The 18,109-nt window shown below is 70.8% G+C and carries 15 protein-coding genes and 1 riboswitch; of the genes, 11 read left to right on the top strand and 4 right to left on the bottom strand.

All coding sequences use genetic code 11. The features are described from left to right. Nucleotides 1-181 precede the first annotated feature (181 nt). From DS079_RS15910 to DS079_RS15900, 3 genes are all read left to right on the top strand, one after another. Entirely contained in the window at nt 182-1,186 is a 1,005-nt protein-coding gene (locus DS079_RS15910; protein WP_241237696.1) for an ROK family protein, read from the top strand. A 323-nt stretch (nt 1,187-1,509) separates the two neighbouring features. Continuing rightward, on the top strand, nt 1,510-2,445 hold the full coding sequence (locus DS079_RS15905) for an aldo/keto reductase (RefSeq protein WP_126988773.1): 936 nt from the start codon (nt 1,510-1,512) through the stop codon (nt 2,443-2,445). A gap of 179 nt (nt 2,446-2,624) precedes the next feature. Further along, nucleotides 2,625-3,662, top strand: a complete 1,038-nt coding sequence (locus DS079_RS15900) for a Gfo/Idh/MocA family protein (RefSeq protein WP_126988772.1) — start codon at nt 2,625-2,627, stop codon at nt 3,660-3,662. Between the two features lie 154 nt (nt 3,663-3,816). Here the strand turns inward: DS079_RS15900 and DS079_RS17515 are convergent, their stop codons facing one another. Both DS079_RS17515 and DS079_RS15890 read right to left on the bottom strand, forming a co-directional pair. Further along, nucleotides 3,817-3,945: a putative transporter small subunit gene (locus DS079_RS17515; RefSeq protein ID WP_126988771.1), complete on the bottom strand. Its 129-nt coding sequence runs from the start codon at nt 3,943-3,945 to the stop codon at nt 3,817-3,819. Between the two features lie 101 nt (nt 3,946-4,046). Continuing rightward, nucleotides 4,047-5,765 (bottom strand): sodium:solute symporter family protein, encoded by a 1,719-nt coding sequence (locus DS079_RS15890; protein ID WP_126988770.1) that lies wholly within the window; start codon nt 5,763-5,765, stop codon nt 4,047-4,049. Nucleotides 5,766-6,249: 484 nt separating this feature from the next. Between DS079_RS15890 and DS079_RS15885 the strand changes: the two genes are divergently transcribed. Beyond that, entirely contained in the window at nt 6,250-7,167 is a 918-nt protein-coding gene (locus DS079_RS15885; protein WP_126988769.1) for an ATP-grasp domain-containing protein, read from the top strand. A 102-nt stretch (nt 7,168-7,269) separates the two neighbouring features. On the opposite strand, the gene DS079_RS15880 is transcribed toward DS079_RS15885, so the two are convergent. Together DS079_RS15880 and DS079_RS15875 are read right to left on the bottom strand one after the other, a co-directional pair. Next, nucleotides 7,270-8,640: an LLM class flavin-dependent oxidoreductase gene (locus DS079_RS15880; protein WP_164736297.1), complete on the bottom strand. Its 1,371-nt coding sequence runs from the start codon at nt 8,638-8,640 to the stop codon at nt 7,270-7,272. Continuing rightward, entirely contained in the window at nt 8,640-9,443 is an 804-nt protein-coding gene (locus DS079_RS15875; RefSeq protein WP_126988768.1) for a 3-oxoacyl-ACP reductase, read from the bottom strand. The genes DS079_RS15880 and DS079_RS15875 overlap by 1 nt, the downstream gene beginning before the upstream one ends. Before the next feature lie 198 nt (nt 9,444-9,641). Next, nucleotides 9,642-9,735, bottom strand: a riboswitch (TPP riboswitch). A 248-nt stretch (nt 9,736-9,983) separates the two neighbouring features. Between DS079_RS15875 and ngcE the strand changes: the two genes are divergently transcribed. The 7 genes from ngcE to DS079_RS15840 all read left to right on the top strand — a co-directional run bounded on the left by ngcE (nt 9,984) and on the right by DS079_RS15840 (nt 18,102). Beyond that, entirely contained in the window at nt 9,984-11,480 is a 1,497-nt protein-coding gene (ngcE, locus tag DS079_RS15870; RefSeq protein ID WP_126988767.1) for an N-acetylglucosamine/diacetylchitobiose ABC transporter substrate-binding protein, read from the top strand. Then, nucleotides 11,480-12,400: a carbohydrate ABC transporter permease gene (locus DS079_RS15865; protein ID WP_126988766.1), complete on the top strand. Its 921-nt coding sequence runs from the start codon at nt 11,480-11,482 to the stop codon at nt 12,398-12,400. The genes ngcE and DS079_RS15865 overlap by 1 nt, the downstream gene beginning before the upstream one ends. After that, on the top strand, nt 12,400-13,446 hold the full coding sequence (locus tag DS079_RS15860) for a carbohydrate ABC transporter permease (RefSeq protein ID WP_126988765.1): 1,047 nt from the start codon (nt 12,400-12,402) through the stop codon (nt 13,444-13,446). The genes DS079_RS15865 and DS079_RS15860 overlap by 1 nt, the downstream gene beginning before the upstream one ends. Nucleotides 13,447-13,565: 119 nt before the next feature. Beyond that, nucleotides 13,566-14,468: a MurR/RpiR family transcriptional regulator gene (locus DS079_RS15855; RefSeq protein WP_164736296.1), complete on the top strand. Its 903-nt coding sequence runs from the start codon at nt 13,566-13,568 to the stop codon at nt 14,466-14,468. Nucleotides 14,469-14,589: 121 nt separating this feature from the next. Beyond that, complete coding sequence (locus DS079_RS15850) at nt 14,590-15,438, top strand: endonuclease/exonuclease/phosphatase family protein (protein ID WP_126988763.1); 849 nt, start codon at nt 14,590-14,592, stop codon at nt 15,436-15,438. A gap of 22 nt (nt 15,439-15,460) precedes the next feature. Then, entirely contained in the window at nt 15,461-16,933 is a 1,473-nt protein-coding gene (locus DS079_RS15845; RefSeq protein WP_126988762.1) for a type I restriction-modification system subunit M, read from the top strand. Continuing rightward, nucleotides 16,930-18,102, top strand: a complete 1,173-nt coding sequence (locus tag DS079_RS15840) for a restriction endonuclease subunit S (protein ID WP_126988761.1) — start codon at nt 16,930-16,932, stop codon at nt 18,100-18,102. Before DS079_RS15845 ends, DS079_RS15840 begins: the two co-directional genes overlap by 4 nt. Nucleotides 18,103-18,109: the final 7 nt, after the last annotated feature.

Genomic DNA, 18,109 nt, shown 5'->3' with positions numbered 1-18,109 from the left:
GCCCTCCCCGTGACCTCGGCGCCCTATGGCGGGCGAGGTCACGGGGAGGGCGCGGCATCATGCGCAGCCGCAGCGGCTCAGACGGAGAGCACCTCCGCGGCGGACCCGGTAGCGGGGCCTGATCGAGACCGACGGGACCCTCGCCGGCTCCCGCGGCAAGCCCCGCACAGTGCTGCGGATCGTGCCCACGGCGCAGGTCGCGGCCGGCGTGCACCTGGACCCCTCGCAGATCGCGCTGGTCATCGTGGACCTGCTGGGCAGGCCGGTCCTGCACCGCTCGCTGCCGGCGCCGACGGACTCCCCTGCCGAGGACATCGCCCGGATCGCGGGCGCCTTGCGCGAGATGCAGGAGGCGCTCGAGGCGGAGGGCTGGCGCACGCCCGGCGGCGCCACGGCGCGCGAGGCGATGCTCGGGATCGGGGTCGCGAGCCCCGGCGGGATCGATGTGCGGCGCGGACTGGTGGTGAACCCGCCCTGGCTGCCGGGCTGGCGCGGAGTGCCGCTGGTGCAGGAGCTCGGCGCCGCGACCGGACTGCCGGTGGTGCTCGACAAGGACACGAACGCCGCGCTCACGGCCGAGAACTGGTCCGCCGGGCAGCGGCCCGAGGAGAGGGTGCAGGAGGAGACGGTGCTGTACGTCTTCGCCGGCGCCGGGATCGGTTCAGCGGTGAGCGTCGGCGGGCGCGTCCACCACGGCGCCGCGGCGCTGGCCGGGGAGATCGGCCACCTGCCGACAGGGCTGGACGGGGAGATGTGCGACTGCGGGCGCCGGGCCTGCCTGAGCCGATTCACGGACGTCTCCGTGCTGCTGGCCGCGATGGCGGAGGCGGGGCTGCCCGACCCCGAGCGGTCGGGCGGCGGCTGCCCCGACTCGCTCGCACCGCTGGCCCGCGCGGCGCAGAACGGGGAGCCGGTCGCCGCGGCGGTGCTCGTGGGCTACGGCACCGCGCTCGGCGAGGCGCTGTGCAGCCTCGTCGGCATCCACGACCCGCACCGGGTGGTGCTCGGCGGGCCGCACTGGGACGTGCTCGCCCCGCACGTGCTGGCGAGGATCGAGGAGCGGGTGCGACGGGACGCCCCGCCCGAGCAGGTGGCGATCGAGTCCTCGCAGCTCGGCGACGGGGTCGGCGCGCTCGGCGCGGCGGCGCTCTTCCTGCAACGGGAGCTCTCCCCCGCCGTGCGCTGACCCTCCCCTCGCGCTGCCGCGCAGACTCCGCCGCAGCCGACGTGCGGGTCCTGCCGCACACAAATGCGCTCTCTGCGTGACCTCAACCGCCATAGGGCATTGAGGTCACGCAGAGAGCGCAGAAGTTTGCGGGCGGCGGGGGCAGGGTGACGGGAATTGGGCAGGACCGGAGGCAGAGGCCGGGGAGGCAGAGGCCGGGGAGGCAGAGGCCGGGGAGGCAGAGGCCGCGCGGCGGGGGCGCGTAGGCTTCTGTGCGGCGGCGCCGCACGGGCGTCCTGCGCCGGGAGCCGGCGCCCCGCCCCCGATGCCGACGAGGTCATGCCATGAAGCAGTTCACCCTCCCCCACACCGACATCACCGCGCCGAACGTGGTGCTCGGCCTGATGCGGATCGCCGAGAAGTCCGACGAGGAGATCCGCACCCTGGTCCGCACGGCCCGCGACGCCGGCATCGACTTCCTCGACCACGCCGACATCTACGGCGGGCAGAAGCACCGCTGCGAGGAGCGCTTCGCCGAGGCGCTCGCGCTGACCCCGTCGGAGCGAGACCAGATCACGATCCAGACCAAGGCCGGGATCGTCACCGACGGCCCGTACTTCGACTACAGCTACGAGCACCTGATCGAGTCGGTCGAGGGATCGCTGAAGGCGCTGCGCACGGACCGCATCGACATCCTGCTGCTGCACCGTCCCGACGCCCTCGTCGAGCCGGAGGAGGTGGCCCGCGCCTTCGACGAGCTGCACGCGAGCGGCAAGGTCCGCCACTTCGGCGTCTCCAACCACACCCCGCGCCAGATCGAGCTGCTGCAGAAGCATCTGGACCAGCCGATCGTGGCCAACCAGCTGCAGCTGTCGATCACCCACTCGACGATCATCGCCCAGGGCGTCGCCTCGAACATGCAGGGCAGCGACCAGTCGATCGTCCGCGACGGCGGCGGGATCCTCGACTTCTGCCGCCTGCACGACATCACCATCCAGGCCTGGTCCCCGTTCCAGGCGGGCTTCTTCGACGGGGTGTTCCTCGGGCACCCCGAGTACGCGGAGCTGAACGCCGTCATCGACCGTCTGGCCGCGAAGTACGACGTGACCCCCGAGGGCATCGCGACCGCGTGGATCACCCGCCACCCGGCGCAGATGCAGGTGGCGCTCGGCACCACCACCCCGCAGCGGGTCGCGGATTCCGCCGCGGGCTCCGAGGTGCCGCTGACCCGCGCCGAGTGGTACGAGCTGTTCCGCGCGGCCGGGTGGATCGTGCCCTGAGCCGCTCCCTGCGGCGGCTCCCCGCGCCGCCGTCGAGGGGGAGAAGTCCCCGGGCACGGGCAGGCGAGTGCGGGCATCGCACGGCAACGGATACCGCGCCGTCACCCCACCGGGGAGAATGGACGGGATTCTCTCTATCCACCCAGGTGCCGCAGCGGAGCGGCGAGGAGGCACGGCTCATGGCGCAGCGTCGCATCGGTCTGATCGGCTACGGGGACGTCTCCGTCGTCCACGTCGGGGCGATCGAGGCGATCGACGGGCTCGAGCTCGTCGGCATCGCGGACATCGACCCCACCGCGCGGGAGCGCGCCGCCGCCACCGGGCTGCCGACCTTCACGAGCGCCGAGGAGCTGATCGACGTCCTCGGCCCCGACGCCGTGCACGTCACCACCCCGCACGACCAGCACATCGGCCCCTCCCTCGCCGCGCTCGAGCGAGGGGTGCACGTGCTCCAGGAGAAGCCGCTCGCGCACACCCTCGCCGAGGGCGAGCGGCTGGTCGAGGCGCTGGCCGCCGTCCCCGCCCGGCGGGCAGACGGCGGCGCGGGCGCGCCGAAGGTCGCGATCTGCTTCCAGAACCGCTACAACCGCGGCAGCCAGGAGCTGCGCCGGCTGCTCGCGAGCGGTGAGCTCGGCGCGGTGCGCGGCGCCTATGCGTCGGTCGTGTGGTCGCGCACGGCGGAGTACTACGCGGCCAAGCCGTGGCGCGGCCGGTGGGAGACCGCGGGCGGCGGTCTGCTGATCAACCAGGCGATCCACACCCTCGACCTCGTGCAGTGGCTGCTGGGCCCGGTCGAGCGGACCGAGGGCCTCGTCTCGCAGAAGAAGTTCGCGGGCGTCGTCGAGACCGAGGACACCGCCGACCTCGTGCTCCATCACGCCTCCGGCATCACGACCACCTTCTACGCGACGCTCACCGCGCCGGTCGCGCGGCCCGTCGAGCTCGAGGTGGAGACCGACAACGCCTATCTCGAGGTCCGCTCCGGCAGCGTCGGCGGGCTCACCGTGCGCTGGAAGGACGGGCGGGTGGACACCTTCTCCGACCGGGTCGCGACCGCGGGAGGCCGCTCCTACTGGGGCGTCTCCCACGAGGAGCTGATCCGCGACTTCTACGCCGGGCTGGACTCCGAGGGGCCGTTCTGGATCGGGCCCGCCGAGGCGATGGACTCGCTGCGGATCCTCAAGGAGGCCTACCGCAGCAGCGGCGTCGGGAACTGAGCCCGCCTGGCCCGGTGGCGTTCGCATCGCCGGACCGTCGGCATGAAGGGGCCTCCAGCGGCACGCCGCGTCGACTCTCGTCGCACCGTGCCGCTGGAGGTCCCTTTCTGCAGGTGCCCGCAGCGCACCGGCCGCGCAGGCCGGCGAGCGGGTCTCAGATGATCGGGTGGCCCTCCTTGCGGGCCTCGCGCGCGTCCTTCGCGAAGCCGCGGACGATCGTGATGAGGATCCCGAGCACGAGCACGGGCCACATGAGCACGTAGGCGGTCAGCAGAGCGGTCATGGTGTCTCCTTCGGGGAGCGGGGCCGGCGCACGGCCGGCAGGAGCGGTGGTCGGGGCGGCCCCGTCGTCACGGGGCCGCCGGAGGCGAGGGTGCCGCCGGGTCAGCGGACCGGGCCGCGACCCGCCATGCGGTCGTCGTCGTCGGCGAGGCCCTCGAGGTCGGAGGCGGGCGTCTCTTCGTCGAAGTCGCCGGTGACCTTCTTGATCACCGAGAAGTCGAAGTCCTGCGAGGAGCGGACGCTGAGCGCCCAGCACACCAGGAACGAGACGGCGTAGGCGACCAGCGATCCCGAGAGGGTCTCGAAGTCACGCAGGTATCCGAACCCGAAGGGCAGCACCGCGATGGTCGCCGTCGCGCCGATCACGATCGCGGCGCGCAGCCCGAAGAAGCCGAACGCCATGATCCCCAGCACCACGCCCACGCCGACGATCGCCAGCAGCTCGACCACCAGCGCCCAGACGCCCTCGAGCGGGAGGAGCTCGAAGCGCACCGGAAGGAACACCACGAGCGCGGCGATCACGGAGAGGGTGAAGGCGCGGTTGGTGACCTTCTTCCAGTAGAAGGAGGCGATGACCGGGAACACGAGGCAGCCCCACAGGGCGCCCACGAACACCAGCAGGTCCAGGATGTTGAAGCGCGCGGTGGCGAAGTAGAGCGCGAGACCCGTCGCGACGATCATCGTGATCCGGCCGATGAGCAGCATGAGCTTCGGGTCGACGTTCTTCCGGCCGACGGACTGGCCGTAGAAGTCGGTCATCACGATCGAGCTCAGCGCCGCGAGGTCGGAGTCCGCGGTGGAGGACAGCGAGCCGACGATCATGACGAAGGCGAGCGCGACCAGGGCGACGGGCAGGTAGGTGCCGACCATCTGCGGCATCAGGTTGTTCACGTCGCCGCCCATCGGCTCCACGCCCAGGTACAGCGCCATCACGCCGAGCATGCCCACGCCGATCACGGTCGCGCCGTAGCCGACGGTGGCGGTGACGAAGGTGGGCTTGATGAGGTCCTCGCGCACGGCGAAGAGGCGCTGGGCGATGGTCTGGTTGCCGATCGCATAGGCGAGCACCGCGGCGATGTAGGGGGCGCCCTGGTTCATGAAGGCGTCGGAGGAGAAGAAGCTCTCCTGCTGCGGGGTGACGTGCCCGGCCGCGACCCCCTCGGCGAACATCGAGGGGCCGCCGGCGAGGAAGAACACCGCCGGGATGATCACGACGGCCGCGCCGAGCATTGCCATGACCTGCGCGAAGTCGGTCAGGACGGAGGCGCGGAAGCCGGACCACAGGGTGTACAGGAGCACACCGCCGGCGATGATGAGGATGCCCGCGCCGAAGCTGAGCGGGGAGAGCATCGCGATGATCGCGCCGCCGGCGATGAAGTTCGAGGTCAGCGAGATGACCGAGCCGAGCACGTTGGAGCCGGCGAGCATCACCTGCGAGGAGCGGCCGTGGCGGGCGTACATCACCTCGGCGAGGGTGTGGGCGCGCGGGGCGACCTTCCGGATCCGCTTGCCGAAGGGATAGATGAACAGGATCATCAGCGCGCCCCAGAGCCCGTAGTGGATGGGGCCGGAGACGCCGTAGGTGTACCCGGCGGTCACCGAGGCGTACATCGAGGACGCCCAGATCCAGGTGGCGGTCATGGAGGCGGCGGAGACGCCGAAGCCGATGCGGTTGCCGGCGGTCATGTAGTCGTCGGCGTTCTCCTGCTTGCGGGAGATCGCCACGGACATCCACATCGTGCCCCCGTAGAACAGGAGCAGGAGCAGGGCGATCCCGATGATCCCCAGCTGGATGATCTCGCCTGAGGGAGCGGGCGGCATGGACTTCCTCTCGTCGCGGTGGACCGGTCACGTGCGGCCGGTCCCCCGCGCCGCAGGGCGCATCGGGCCAGACGGGGCCCCTCGCGGGGCCGACCGGCGATCGACCCCGTCGCGGATCGCGTCGAATCTCGCCCGGGCGAGGCCTCGCCTCAGCGCCGCATGGGGCGCGCCCTGACAGCGGGGACGGGTGGGCCCTCCCGGGCCGCTCCCCCGCCCTCGATCACGCGTGGAGTCGCATAGATACTCGCACAACCCTCAGGGGATTGCCAGGTCGTCTATTACGAACGGGTCACTTTCGCAGGTCACGCGCGATTGCCGATTGTCCGACATTCACAGACAAGCCACCGGTGCACCAAGGGTGCATGCTCCGCATACAGATGCAGCATCGACCGTCGGCGCACGCCTCGGCCGGGGCGCACGGTCCCGCCCGTCCCGGGGCGGACGCGGCGTCGAGCCGCTCACCACGCGTCCTACCCTCGATGCCATGACGCGCATCGGCATCGTGACCACCTCCCCCGGCGCCTTCACCTCGGCCGATCCCGACCGCGACTGCGCGCCGCTGGTCGCCGCCCTCCGCGACCGCGGCGTCGAGGCGGATTCGCTCGACTGGCACGACCCGTCGGTCGACTGGGCCTCCTGGGACCTCGCCGTGCTCCGCAGCCCCTGGGACTACGCTCAGCACGCGGAGGAGTTCGCGCAGTGGCTCGACCACGCGGGGACGCGGACCCACGTGCTCAACGAGCCGGAGCTGGTCCGCTGGAACATGGACAAGCACTATCTCCTCGAGCTCGAGGCCGAGGGGATCCCCGTGATCCCGACGAGCTACCACCGCGCGCTCGACCCGGCCCGCGACGCGCTCGCGGCGCCGACGCAAGCCGCGCACGTGGTCGTGAAGCCCGCCGTCGGCGCCGGCTCCCAGCGCACGGGCCTGTTCGCGCGCGAGGACCCCGCCGCACTCGCCCTCGCCCGGCAGATCCTCGACGCGGGCGGGACCGTCATGGTGCAGCCCGAGGTCCCCGAGCTCTCCGAGGGCCTGGAGAAGGCGGTCTACACGCTCGACGGCCGCTTCACGCATGCGGTCGCCAAGGGCGCGCTGCTCGCCCGCGGCGGCGGACTGCGCGGGGGCCAGTACCAGGAGAACCCCCAGCTCGTCGAGGCCTCGGCCGACGAGCAGGCCTTCGCCGAGCGGGTGCTCGCGGCGGTCGCCGAGGTGACCGGCCTCGGCACGCCGCTGTACGGGCGGATCGACCTGGTCGACTCGGCCGAGCACGGGCGGGTGCTGATCGAGGCGGAGCTGTTCGAGCCGACCTACAACCTGCACCTCGCTCCGGAGGTGACGGAGCTCTTCGTCGACGCGATCCTGGGGCGGGTCCGAGCGACGGAGCCCGAGCGCTCGCTCTGAGGGCTCGGGGCGACGCCCCTTCCGCGGGAGGGGCCGGCGCCGCGAACAGGCCCCGTCCCCTCCCTCAGCGGTCCCGTCCGACCGGCCGCTCGCCAGCGTCGGTCAGCTCCCCGTCGGCGCCGGGATTTCCTGCGGCGGCCGCGGCAGGCCGAGATGGTCGCGCAGGGTCGTCCCCTCGTACTCGCAGCGGAAGCGCCCACGCCGCTGGAGCACCGGCACCACCTGGTCGACGAACTCCTCGATGCCGCCCGGCAGGGTGGGAGGCATGAGGTTGAAGCCGTCGGCCGCTCCTGCGTCGACCCAGCGCTCGATCTCGTCGGCCACCCGCTCCGGGGTGCCGATCACGGTCGCGTGGCCGCCGCCTGCGGCGAGGAGCCCCAGCAGCTCGCGGACGGTCGGGCGGGCGGTCTCGAGGATGCGCAGCACCGTGGCGTAGCGGCCCTTCGGCCCGGTGAACTCCTCCAGCGGCGGCAGCGGCGGGACGGGGGCGTCGAGCTCCCAGTCCGACGTGTCCTGGCCGACGAAGAAGGAGAGCTGGCGCAGCGAGTCCTGCACGGGCAGACGGGCGTCGAGCTCGGCCTTGCGGCGTCGCGCCTCCTCCTCGGTCGAGGCGACGTAGGGGACCAGCCCCGGCATGACGGCGAGGGCGTCGGGGTCGCGTCCGAGCGCCGCAGCGCGGGAGCGGATGTCGCCGCGATAGGTGCGGGCGGAGGCGAGATCCCAGGCCACGGCGTAGATCCCCTCGGCGTGTCGGGCGGCGAGCGCGCGCCCGGGCTCCGAGGCCCCGGCCTGGAAGAGGACCGGGCGGCCCTGCGGCGGGGTCGGCACGTTCAAGGGCCCGTCGACGGCGAAGGCCTCCCCGCGATGCAGCGGCGGACGCAGGAGAGCGGGGTCGACGTAGGCGCCGTCCGGTTCGGCGAGGATGCTTTCCATCGGCCAGGACTCCCACAGCCCCTGGAGCACCTCGAGGAACTCCCCCGCCGTGGCGTAGCGCTGCGCATGGCCCGGCAGGGCGGTCATGGAGTGGTTGCGAGCCTCCTCGTCGGTCATCGAGGTGACGACGTTGACCCCGGCCCGGCCGCGCGAGATGTGATCCAGGCTCGCCAGCAGCCGGGCGGCGTGGAACGGGTCCCAGAAGGTGCTGGAGACCGTCGTGACCAGCCCGACCCGCTCCGTGGCGCGGGCCATCGCGGTGAGCGCGGTGAGCGGTTCGAGCATCCAGGCGGGGCCGCGCTCGACGCCGGCCGTGCCGATCGACTGGCCGTCGGCGAGGAAGACCGCATCGAGCCGGCCCCGCTCCGCGATCCGCGCGAGCTCCTCCCAGTACGTGATGTCCGCGAGGCGCTCCACCGAGGAGCCGGGCGCACGCCAGGCCGCGGAGTGGTGGCCGCAGGCATGGGCGAACAGGTTCAGTCGCACCGGGCGGCGGGCGGCGCCGGTCACGGAGGCATGGGCGTGGCCGTGGGTGGCCATCAGTCCATCACCAGCCCGCCGTCGACGACGAGGTTCTGCCCGGTGATCGCCCGTGCCCAGGGCGAGGCGAGGAGGAGCACGGCGTCGGCGAGCTCGGCGGGCGTGGTCACAGAGCGCAGCGGGGTGCTCGCGGCGATCGCGTCGAACACCGCCTCCGGGGTCGCGGAGCTCGCGTCGGTGGTGCGCAGCAGGCCGCCGCTGACCATGTTCACCGTGATGCCGCGGGGGCCGAGGTCGGCGGCGAAGGTGCGGGTCAGGGCCAGCAGCGCCGCCTTCGCCGCGGTGTAGTCGTGGTAGGGCACGACGGGGTGCTGGAGGAGGTTGGTGCCGATGTTGACGACGCGTCCCGAGCCGGCGCGGTCGAAGCCGGGCAGGGCGGACTGGATGGTGTGCAGCGCACCCTGCACGGCGCCGGAGAACTGTCCCGCGAAGGCCTCGTAGCCGATCTCGTGCGCCTTCGCGCGGGCGTCCCCGTCGAAGGAGAAGCCGGCCAGGGCGTTGTTCACGACGGTGTCGACGGGGTCGCCGAACTCGGCCTCGGCCCGGGCGAACAGGGCCCCGACCTGGTCGCGCTCGCGCACGTCGGCGCGCACGGCGATCGCCCGGCCGGGGTGCGCGTCGGCGATCTCCCGGGCGGCGGCCTCGCTGGTGAGGTGGTCGATGACGACCCTGGCTCCCTCGCGGAGGAACGCCTCGGTGAGGGCCCGGCCGAGGCCGCGAGCGCCCCCGGTGACGAGCACGACCTGCGTCGAGAGCGGCGGGGCGGTACGGGAGGCGGGGGTGATCGGGGTGGAGGGGGTCATGGTCGTGCGGTCCTTTCAGGGCATGCGAGCACGCCCGCCGCCGAGCGGGAGGGACGCGTCGCGGTCGGAGCAGGGCCGCATCGGGGCGCGGCGCTGCGCGGGAGGCGACACGGGGACCGGGAGAGGGGATGGCGGCGTGCCGGTCCGCGACCGGCACGGCCCTGGCCCGCAGGACCGTGGCCTGCAGGGCGACAGCGCACAGCGCATCGACGACATCCCTCCGCGAGCATGAACTCGATCAGGTTCTCCGGGTGTGCTCTCAGCCCCTGGCGGGGCACCCCGTGTCGATCACCGACTGTACCCGCCGCCGGCCGCTGGGCGCTCCCGGTCTCGTCGAGCCGCCTCCCAGCTCGTGGAGCTGCGGCACGTCCGCCTCCGGGGCGGGCGCACCGACGAGGGCGCACCCCTTCCGAGGACGGATGGAAATAGTTACCATCGCACAGACACAATGTGGTGCTGCTTTTCATCTCGAGGTCACCGGCTCGTCATCTCGGCCCGCCACGCTGTCGTCGTCACCCCTCGGACGTCGAAAGGCCCGTCGTGTCCACCCCTCGCTCCTCCCGCTCCTCCCGCCTCTCCGCCCTCTCCACGCACCGCACCACCCCCGCTCCCGCCGCCCCGGGCAGCGCCGGCACCGGCACCACGCGCCGCGCGCTGCTCGGCCTCGCCGGGGCGCTCGGCGCCGTCGGCCTCTCCGCCTGCGCGACCTCCGGCGCTCCGGGCGCCGACGCGGGCGGCTCCGACGGCGGCTCCGCCGGGGCCGCGGAGACCAGCCCCGAGAACCCCTTCGGCGTCGCCGGCGGCGAGCTGAAGGCCTTCGTCTTCGACGGCGGCGGCGGGGTGCCGTATCTCGACCTCACCGAGCAGCTCCTCGAGGAGAAGCACCCCGAGCTCGAAGCCGACATCGTGCGCACAGAGGACCTCAGCACCCTCCAGCCCCAGTTCGTGAACGGCACTCCCCCGGACCTCTTCCAGAACTCCGGCGCCGGCGCCCTGGACATCACCTCGCTGACCGCGAACGGCCAGCTCGCCTCGCTCGAGGACCTCATGGCCGCGCCCAGCTGGGACGACCCGGAGGTCACCGTGGAGGAGTCCCTGAACCCGGGCGTGCGCGAGGCGGGCACCGTCGACGGCACCCTCGTCGGGCTGAACACCGTCCAGTACGCCTGGGCGCTCTGGCACGACGCCGCCCTCCTCGAGGAGAAGGGCTGGGAGGCGCCGACCACCTGGGACGAGCTGATGTCGCTCTGCGCCGAGATCAAGGCCGACGGGATCTTCCCGTTCGCCTTCACCGGCCAGCACGCGAACTACCCCGACGAAGGCATCCTCCAGCCGCTGGTCGCGAAGATCGGCGGGCAGGAGGTCTGGAGGAGCATCGACAATCTCGAGGAGGGCGCCTGGCAGCAGGACGCCGTGCGCGAGGCTGCCGAGGCGCTGCTCCAGCTGCGCACCGACGAGCTGATCCTCCCGGGCGTCGCCCAGATGACCCACGTCCAGTCGCAGACCGCGTGGCTGAACCACGAGGCGGTGTTCATCCCCGTCGGCGCCTGGCTCGAGAACGAGATGAAGTCCGCGATCCCCGAGGGCTTCCGCATGACCGCCGCGGCGCTGCCCTCCCCCGATCCGGCGCTCGCCGACCTCACCCCGAACAACCCCGGGGCCGGCTGGTTCGTGCCCGAGGGCGCCGCGAACAAGCCCGCCGCCCTCGAGCTGCTGCGCGCGCTGCTGTCGAAGGAGTCCTCGCAGAACTACGCCGAGCTCTCCAACAGCGTGACCATGGTCGCCGGCGCGCACGACGACCAGCAGCTCAGCGACCCGTTCACGACGCTGACCGAGATGATCGAGCGCTCCAACGCGGTCGAGCCCTGGCAGGTCGTGAAGTACCCGACCTGGTACCCGGCGATGGCGGAGGAGACCCGCGCCGCGCTGATCGCGCTGCTGCTGGACGACCTCGATGTCGACGGCTTCCTCGCCCGCTGCCAGAAGGCGGCGGACCAGGTCGCCGGTGACGACGCGATCGCGAAGCAGACCCGCTGATGCATCTGCGCGGCAGGTGGTGGCTGATCCTCACCTTCATCACGCCCGGTCTGGTCCTGTACTCGGTGTTCGTCCTGTCGAGCTTCGCGCAGGGGGTGCAGATCTCGTTCACGAACTGGACGGGCTTTACCCCCACTCTCGAGTACGTCGGGCTGGACAACTACGTGCGGATGGCGAGGGACGGGGCGTGGTGGAGGGCGGTGTCGCACAATGCGGTACTGCTGGTGATCATCCCGGTGGTCACCCTCGGGCTCGCGCTGCTGCTCGCCACGCTGATCACCCGCGGCGGCTCGGGCACGCTCCGGGCCGTCCGCGGGGCGGGCGCCTACCGGGTGCTGTTCTTCTTCCCGCAGGTGGTGCCGGTGGTGATCATCGGCATCATGTTCAGCTACATCTACGCATCCCGCGGCGGGCTGCTGGACGGCCTGCTGCGCCTGGTGGGCACCGACATCCTCGCGGTCGTGCCGAACGGTCCGCTCGGGAACCCGCGCACGATCCTGCTCGCGATCGCGCTGGCGGCGGTGTGGTCCTCGGTCGGCTTCTACATGGTCCTGTTCCTCTCCGCGATGAGCGGGGTGCCGCAGGAGCTGTACGAGGCGGCGTCGCTGGACGGGGCGGGGAGGCTGCGCAGCTTCGCGCACGTGACCCTGCCGCTGATCTGGTCCCACGCCCAGACCGCGCTGATCTATCTGGCGATCGGCACCCTGGACTCGTACGCGCTGGTCGCCGTGATGTCGATGACCGGTACGGCGGCGGACTCGGGGGCCGACGTCATGTCGACCTACCTCTACCGCACCGCGTTCTCCTTCAACTCCCAGTTCGGCTACGCCTCGGCGATGGGCACCGTGATGATGCTCGGCTCCGTGGCGCTGGCCCTGGTCACCTTCCGCCTCACCAAGCGCGAGGAGCTCGACTACTGATGACCCCCTCCCCCGCGACCTCCTCGTCCACACCGGCCCAGCCTCGCGCCGAGGTCAGCTCCGCGCCGACGGGCCCCGCGCTCGACGACCGGCCGGCGGGCGAGCCCGCCGGGCACTCCCCGGGCGGGTCCGCCTCGTCGGCGACGACGGCGTCTCCGTCGGCCGACGGGCCGCACCGTCCCCGTCGGCCGCATCGACCCCGTCGACCCCGCGGCTCGGGCCTGCCGCACCTGATGCTCGTGCCCTGGGCGCTCGTGGTGCTGGTGCCGCTGGTCTGGATCCTCGCCTCCTCGCTGAAGACCAACGAGGAGATCTACAACGACCCCTTCGGCCTGCCGGGCGAGCTGCGACTGGGCGTGTACGTCGACGCCTGGCAGCAGGCGAACATCGGCGCGTTCTTCACCAACACCGTGATCGTGGTCAGCGGCGGAGTGGTGCTGACGATGCTGCTGTCGGTGATGACCGCCTACGTCATGGCGCGCTATCCCTTCCCCGGCAGCCGGGTGCTGTACTGGCTGTACCTGGCGGGGATGACCTTCCCGGTGTTCCTCGCGATCGTGCCGCTGGTGCGGATCGTGCAGGGGCTCGGACTGTTCGCGACGAACCTGGGCCTGGTGCTCGTCTACGCCGCGTTCTCCCTGCCGTTCTCGATCTTCTTCCTCACCGGGTTCTTCCGCACCCTCCCCAAGGAGCTCGCGGAGGCTGCGTTCCTCGACGGTGCCGGGCACTTCGGGGTGTTCTTCCGGATCATGCTGCCGCTGGCACGGCCGGGCCTGATCTCGATCGGGGTGTTCAACGTGCTGGGGCAGTGGAACCAGTTCCTGCTCCCGCAGGTGCTGAACCCGCAGCAGGACGAGGAGCGCTCGAACTTCGTGCTCAGCCAGGGCCTGGCGGCCCTCGCCCTCGGGGAGAACTACGAGACCTCACCGACGTCGATGGCGCAGCTGTTCGCCGGGCTGATCATCTCGATGGTGCCGGTGCTGATCGTGTACGTCCTCTTCCAGAGGCAGGTGCAGGAGGGTCTGAGCGCCGGCGCCCTGAAGTAGCGCGCGGGACCCGACGCCGAGTCGCCCGCCCTGCCCGCGCCGATCGCCCTGCCCCACATGCCATGATGCCCAGCACACGGGCCCGGCCCCGTCCGGGAGCCCACGACCAGGAAGGCCCCATGCCCTCGACCTCACCCGACGCACCGGGTTCCGGCGCCCCGGGGACGCCGCATCCGCCCGTCCTCGCGCTGCTGCGCACCTCGCTGCCGACGCTGCCTCCGCAGCTGCAGCGCCTGGCGGTGCTCGCCCTCGAGTCCCCCGCCGAGGTGGGGCGGATGACCATCACGGAGTACGCGGAACGGGCCGGAGCCTCCGCCGCCTCGGTGACCCGCCTGTGCCGCACCCTCGGCATCGAGCGGTTCACGACGCTGCGCACCGAGCTGGTGCTGGCCGCGGAGCGACCCGCCGCCGGCGGTGGCCCGCGGGTCACCGGGGACATCACGGCCGAGACTCCGCTGCCGGAGCTGATCGCCAGCCTCGGCGTGCTCTCCACCGGCTCGATCGAGGAGACCTCCCGTATGCTGGACCCGGCCGAGGTCGCCACGATCGTGCAGGCCCTCGGGGATGCCCGGCAGGTGTTCGCCACGGGCGCCGGCTCCGCGCACGTGGTCGCGGTCTCCCTCGAGCACAAGCTGCGCAGCCTCGGCATCCCGGCGACCACCTTCCACGATCCGCCGTCGGCCGTGATCGGGCTCGCCGCCGCCCGGCCCGGGGACGTGTTCGTGGCGGTCTCGGAGACGGGCACGGCGAGCGAGACCGTGCCGCAGCTGGCCGAGGCGAAGCGGCGCGGCTGCCTCACGGTGCTGATCACGCGGCTGTCCAGCTCCCCGGCCGCGGAGATCGCCGACCACGTGCTGCTCGCCGTGCAGGACCGTGCACCGCTGCGCGTCGGCACGCTGACCAGCCGGATCGCCGAGATGTACCTCGCCGACGTGCTCGCCAGCGGTGTGGTGGTGCGCCATCACGAACGCTCCCTCGAGGCGCTCTCCTCCGTCGAGGAGGCGCTCGAGCGGTACTGGTGAGCGGGGACGGACCGACGCCTGACGCCTGCGGTCCCGCCCACGCCCTCCGTCCCGCCGTCGACGCTCCTCGCGCCCGCCCGCTTCCGCCCTTCCCGCACGCCACCCACCCAGGAGCCCCTGCATGACCACCCCCGCCCTGCCCGCCCCGTCGGCCGATCTCGCGCCGCTGCGGGTGATGAGCTTCAACGCGCTGTTCGCGACCGACACGACCACCGCGGCCGATCCCGGGCACTGGCCCCACCGCGCCCCCGCGATCGAGGCGCTGCTGGCCGCCGAGCGCCCTCACCTGGTGGGACTGCAGGAGAAGCAGGAGCACACCTTCGGGCCGGTCGAGCGGGGACTGGGGCAGGCATACCGACGGCTCGGCACCGCCACGCGCGGCGGCAGCGACGGGCTGATCAACCCGATCCTCTACGACGCCGGGCGCCTGGAGCTCGTGGCGTGGAACCAGTTCTGGCTCTCGGACAGGCCGCGCGAGATCGGCTCGGCGACCTGGGGTAACGCCGGACCGCGGGTCGCGGTGTGGGCGCGCTTCCGGGACCGCGAGACCGGCGGGGAGCTCGTGCACCTCAACACCCACCTCGACCACGTGATCACGCAGGCGAAGGTCAAGGGCGCCCAGCTCATCGCCGACCACCTGCGCCAGTTCCACCTCCTGCACCTGCCGGCGCTGGTCACCGGCGACTTCAACTCTGTCGCCGGGGACTCCCCCGCCTACGAGGTGCTGGTCGAGGAGTTCGGCCTGCAGGACTCCTGGCGAGAGGCGGCCGAGCGCACCACGCCCGGCTGGGGCACCTTCCCCCACTTCGGCGAGGTCGAGGTCTCCGACTTCCGCATCGACTGGATCCTCGCGAGCCCCGGCGTCGAAGTGCTCGAGGCCTCGATCAACGCGTCGCGGCCCGGCGGGGTGTTCCCGAGCGACCACCTGCCGGTGCAGGCGAGCGTGCGGATGCCGGTCTCGAAGGTCTGAGCAGACCAATACACTCACCAGGGTGATCACAGGTGAGTTGAAAAGTCGCATCGACCGCGTCTGGGACGCGTTCTGGTCCGGGGGCATCTCGAACCCCCTCGAGGTGATCGAGCAGGTCACGTACCTGCTGTTCCTGCGCCGGCTCGACGATCAGCAGCTGGCGGCCGAGCGAGAGATCCGGCGTCTGGGCCGGACGGACAAACCGATGCCGTTCCCGGAGAGCAAGAAGCACCTGCGTTGGTCCACGTTCCGCGCCACCGGTGACACGAACGCGCTGCACGACCTGATGACGAACGAGGTGTTCCCGTTCCTGCGTGGGCTCGGCGATGACATCGCGGGCGAGACCACCACCTACGGCGCGCACATGCACGATGCCCGCTATACGATCCCGAGCGCGAACCTGCTCGGCAAGGTCGTGGACATGCTCGACCAGATCCCGATGGACGATCGGGACACCAACGGCGACCTGTACGAGTACCTACTCTCCAAACTCGCCTCCGCCGGCGTGAACGGCCAGTTCCGCACCCCTCGGCACATCATCCGCCTGATGGTGGACATGATGGCGCCGACACCGGCCGACGAGATCTGCGATCCCGCCTGCGGCACGGCCGGCTTCCTCATGGCGGCGAGCGAGCACGTGCGCGAGAAGCACCCTGACGCCCTGGTGGACCGGGAGCAGTCCCGCCACTTCCACCATTCGATGTTCCACGGCTTCGACTTCGACTCGACCATGCTCCGCATCGGCAGCATGAACATGCTGATGCACGGCGTGAACTCCCCGGACATTCGCTACCGCGACTCGCTCTCCGAGGGCGCGGCGGGCGATGAGGGCCTGTACTCGATGATCCTCGCGAACCCGCCGTTCGCCGGGTCGCTCAACTACGAGGAGACCAGCAAGGACCTTCAGCGCGTCGTCAAGACGAAGAAGACGGAGCTGCTGTTCCTGGCCCTGTTCCTCCGACTGCTGAAGACGGGTGGCCGCGCCGCGGTGATCGTCCCGGACGGCGTTCTGTTCGGGTCGACGAAGGCACACAAGGAGCTGCGCCGCATGCTTGTTGAGGACCACAAGCTCGACGCCGTGGTGAAGCTTCCTTCGGGCGTGTTCAAGCCCTACGCCGGGGTTTCCACCGCGATCCTCTTCTTCACGAAGACGGGCGCCGGTGGCACCGAGGACGTCTGGTTCTACGACGTCGCCTCCGACGGCTTCTCGCTCGACGACAAGCGCACCCCGTTGAGAGACTCGGACCTGCCGGACGTGCTCGAGCGCTGGCAGAACCTCGAGGGCGAGCAGGATCGTGCCCGCACCGACAAGAGCTTCCTGGTGCCGAAGGCGGACATCGTCGCCGAGGGGTACGACCTCTCGATCAACCGCTACAAAGAGGTAGTGCTCGAGGAGGTCGAGCACCGCTCGGCCGAGGAGATCCTCGCCGACGTGGAGCGACTGAACGATGAGATCGCCGTGGGTGTGGCGCGGTTGCGGGAGGTGCTGGGGTGAGCCCGGCGCTTGGAGACTTCCTCCTCGACTCCCGGCCTGGATTCGCCTGCGGCAAGACCGACGACTCCGGCATCTTCCAGTTCCGCATGCACAACGTCTCGAAGGCGAGCGGCATAAGCCTGGAAACACGCCGCCGGATCCCTCGAGACGCACACCGGAAGATTGACCAGTTTGCAGTCACACCAGGGGACATCCTCTTCAATGCAACGAATAGTCCCGAGAATACCGGGAAATCAATTTTAATCCCGGAGCTCGACGAACCTGCTGTATACAGCAATCACTTCGTTCGCCTACGCACCAACCCGCAGGAACTATGCCCCGAATACCTCTGGCGCTTCCTGCAGTGGCACTATCAGAGTGGGACGTTCCGGGGGATGATTAGAGCCTGGGTCAACCAGGCTTCCGTAAGCAGGGCCGACCTCCTCGCCCTCCCACTGGATCCGCCGACCCTACACAACCAGCGTCGCATCGCCTCGATCCTCGATGAGGCCGACGCTATCCGCAGGAAGCGACGCGCACAGCTCGTCGAACTGGAGAAACTGCGACCGACGCTCTTTCACCGGATGTTCGGGGAGCGCTCACCAGACTGCGAACTCGGTGATCTCATCATCGAGGGACCGACCAACGGACTCTATAAACCCGCCTCTTCGTACGGAGAGGGAACACCGATCCTGCGGATCGACAGCTTCTCGAACGGGTATATGCGCGATAACCCCTGGCGCCGAGTGCAAACCACCACCGACGAGTTTGCGAAATACTCCATTCGAGAGGGAGATATTGTCATAAACAGAGTGAATGCGCTTTCGCACCTCGGAAAGGCGATCCTGATCGAGGACCTCGAAGAGCCGTCAGTGTTCGAGTCAAACATGATGAGATTGAGGCTAGATAGTGCGCACATCCTATCCGAATATGTTATTTCGTGGCTCCTAACTAGTGACGCACGTCAACAGATCGCCGCCCGCGCCAAGAAAGCAATCAATCAGGCAAGCATCAACCAGTCCGACGTCCGTGGACTCCTCCTTCCGAAACCATCGATAGACGAACAAAGAGTATTCGCCAACAGCGTGAATGCAATCCGCGCCGAACGTGATCGCGTCGCCAAGGCCCTCGAGGCCGATGAGGAACTGTTCGCCGCGCTCCAGCACACGGCGTTCCGCGGCGAGCTCTGACCGCCCC

Source organism: Brachybacterium paraconglomeratum, from assembly GCF_003994255.1.
In the GTDB taxonomy this organism is placed as follows: domain Bacteria; phylum Actinomycetota; class Actinomycetes; order Actinomycetales; family Dermabacteraceae; genus Brachybacterium; species Brachybacterium conglomeratum.
Note: the sequence above shows the minus strand (reverse complement) of the source record. Positions and strands in the feature narration are given on the sequence as shown.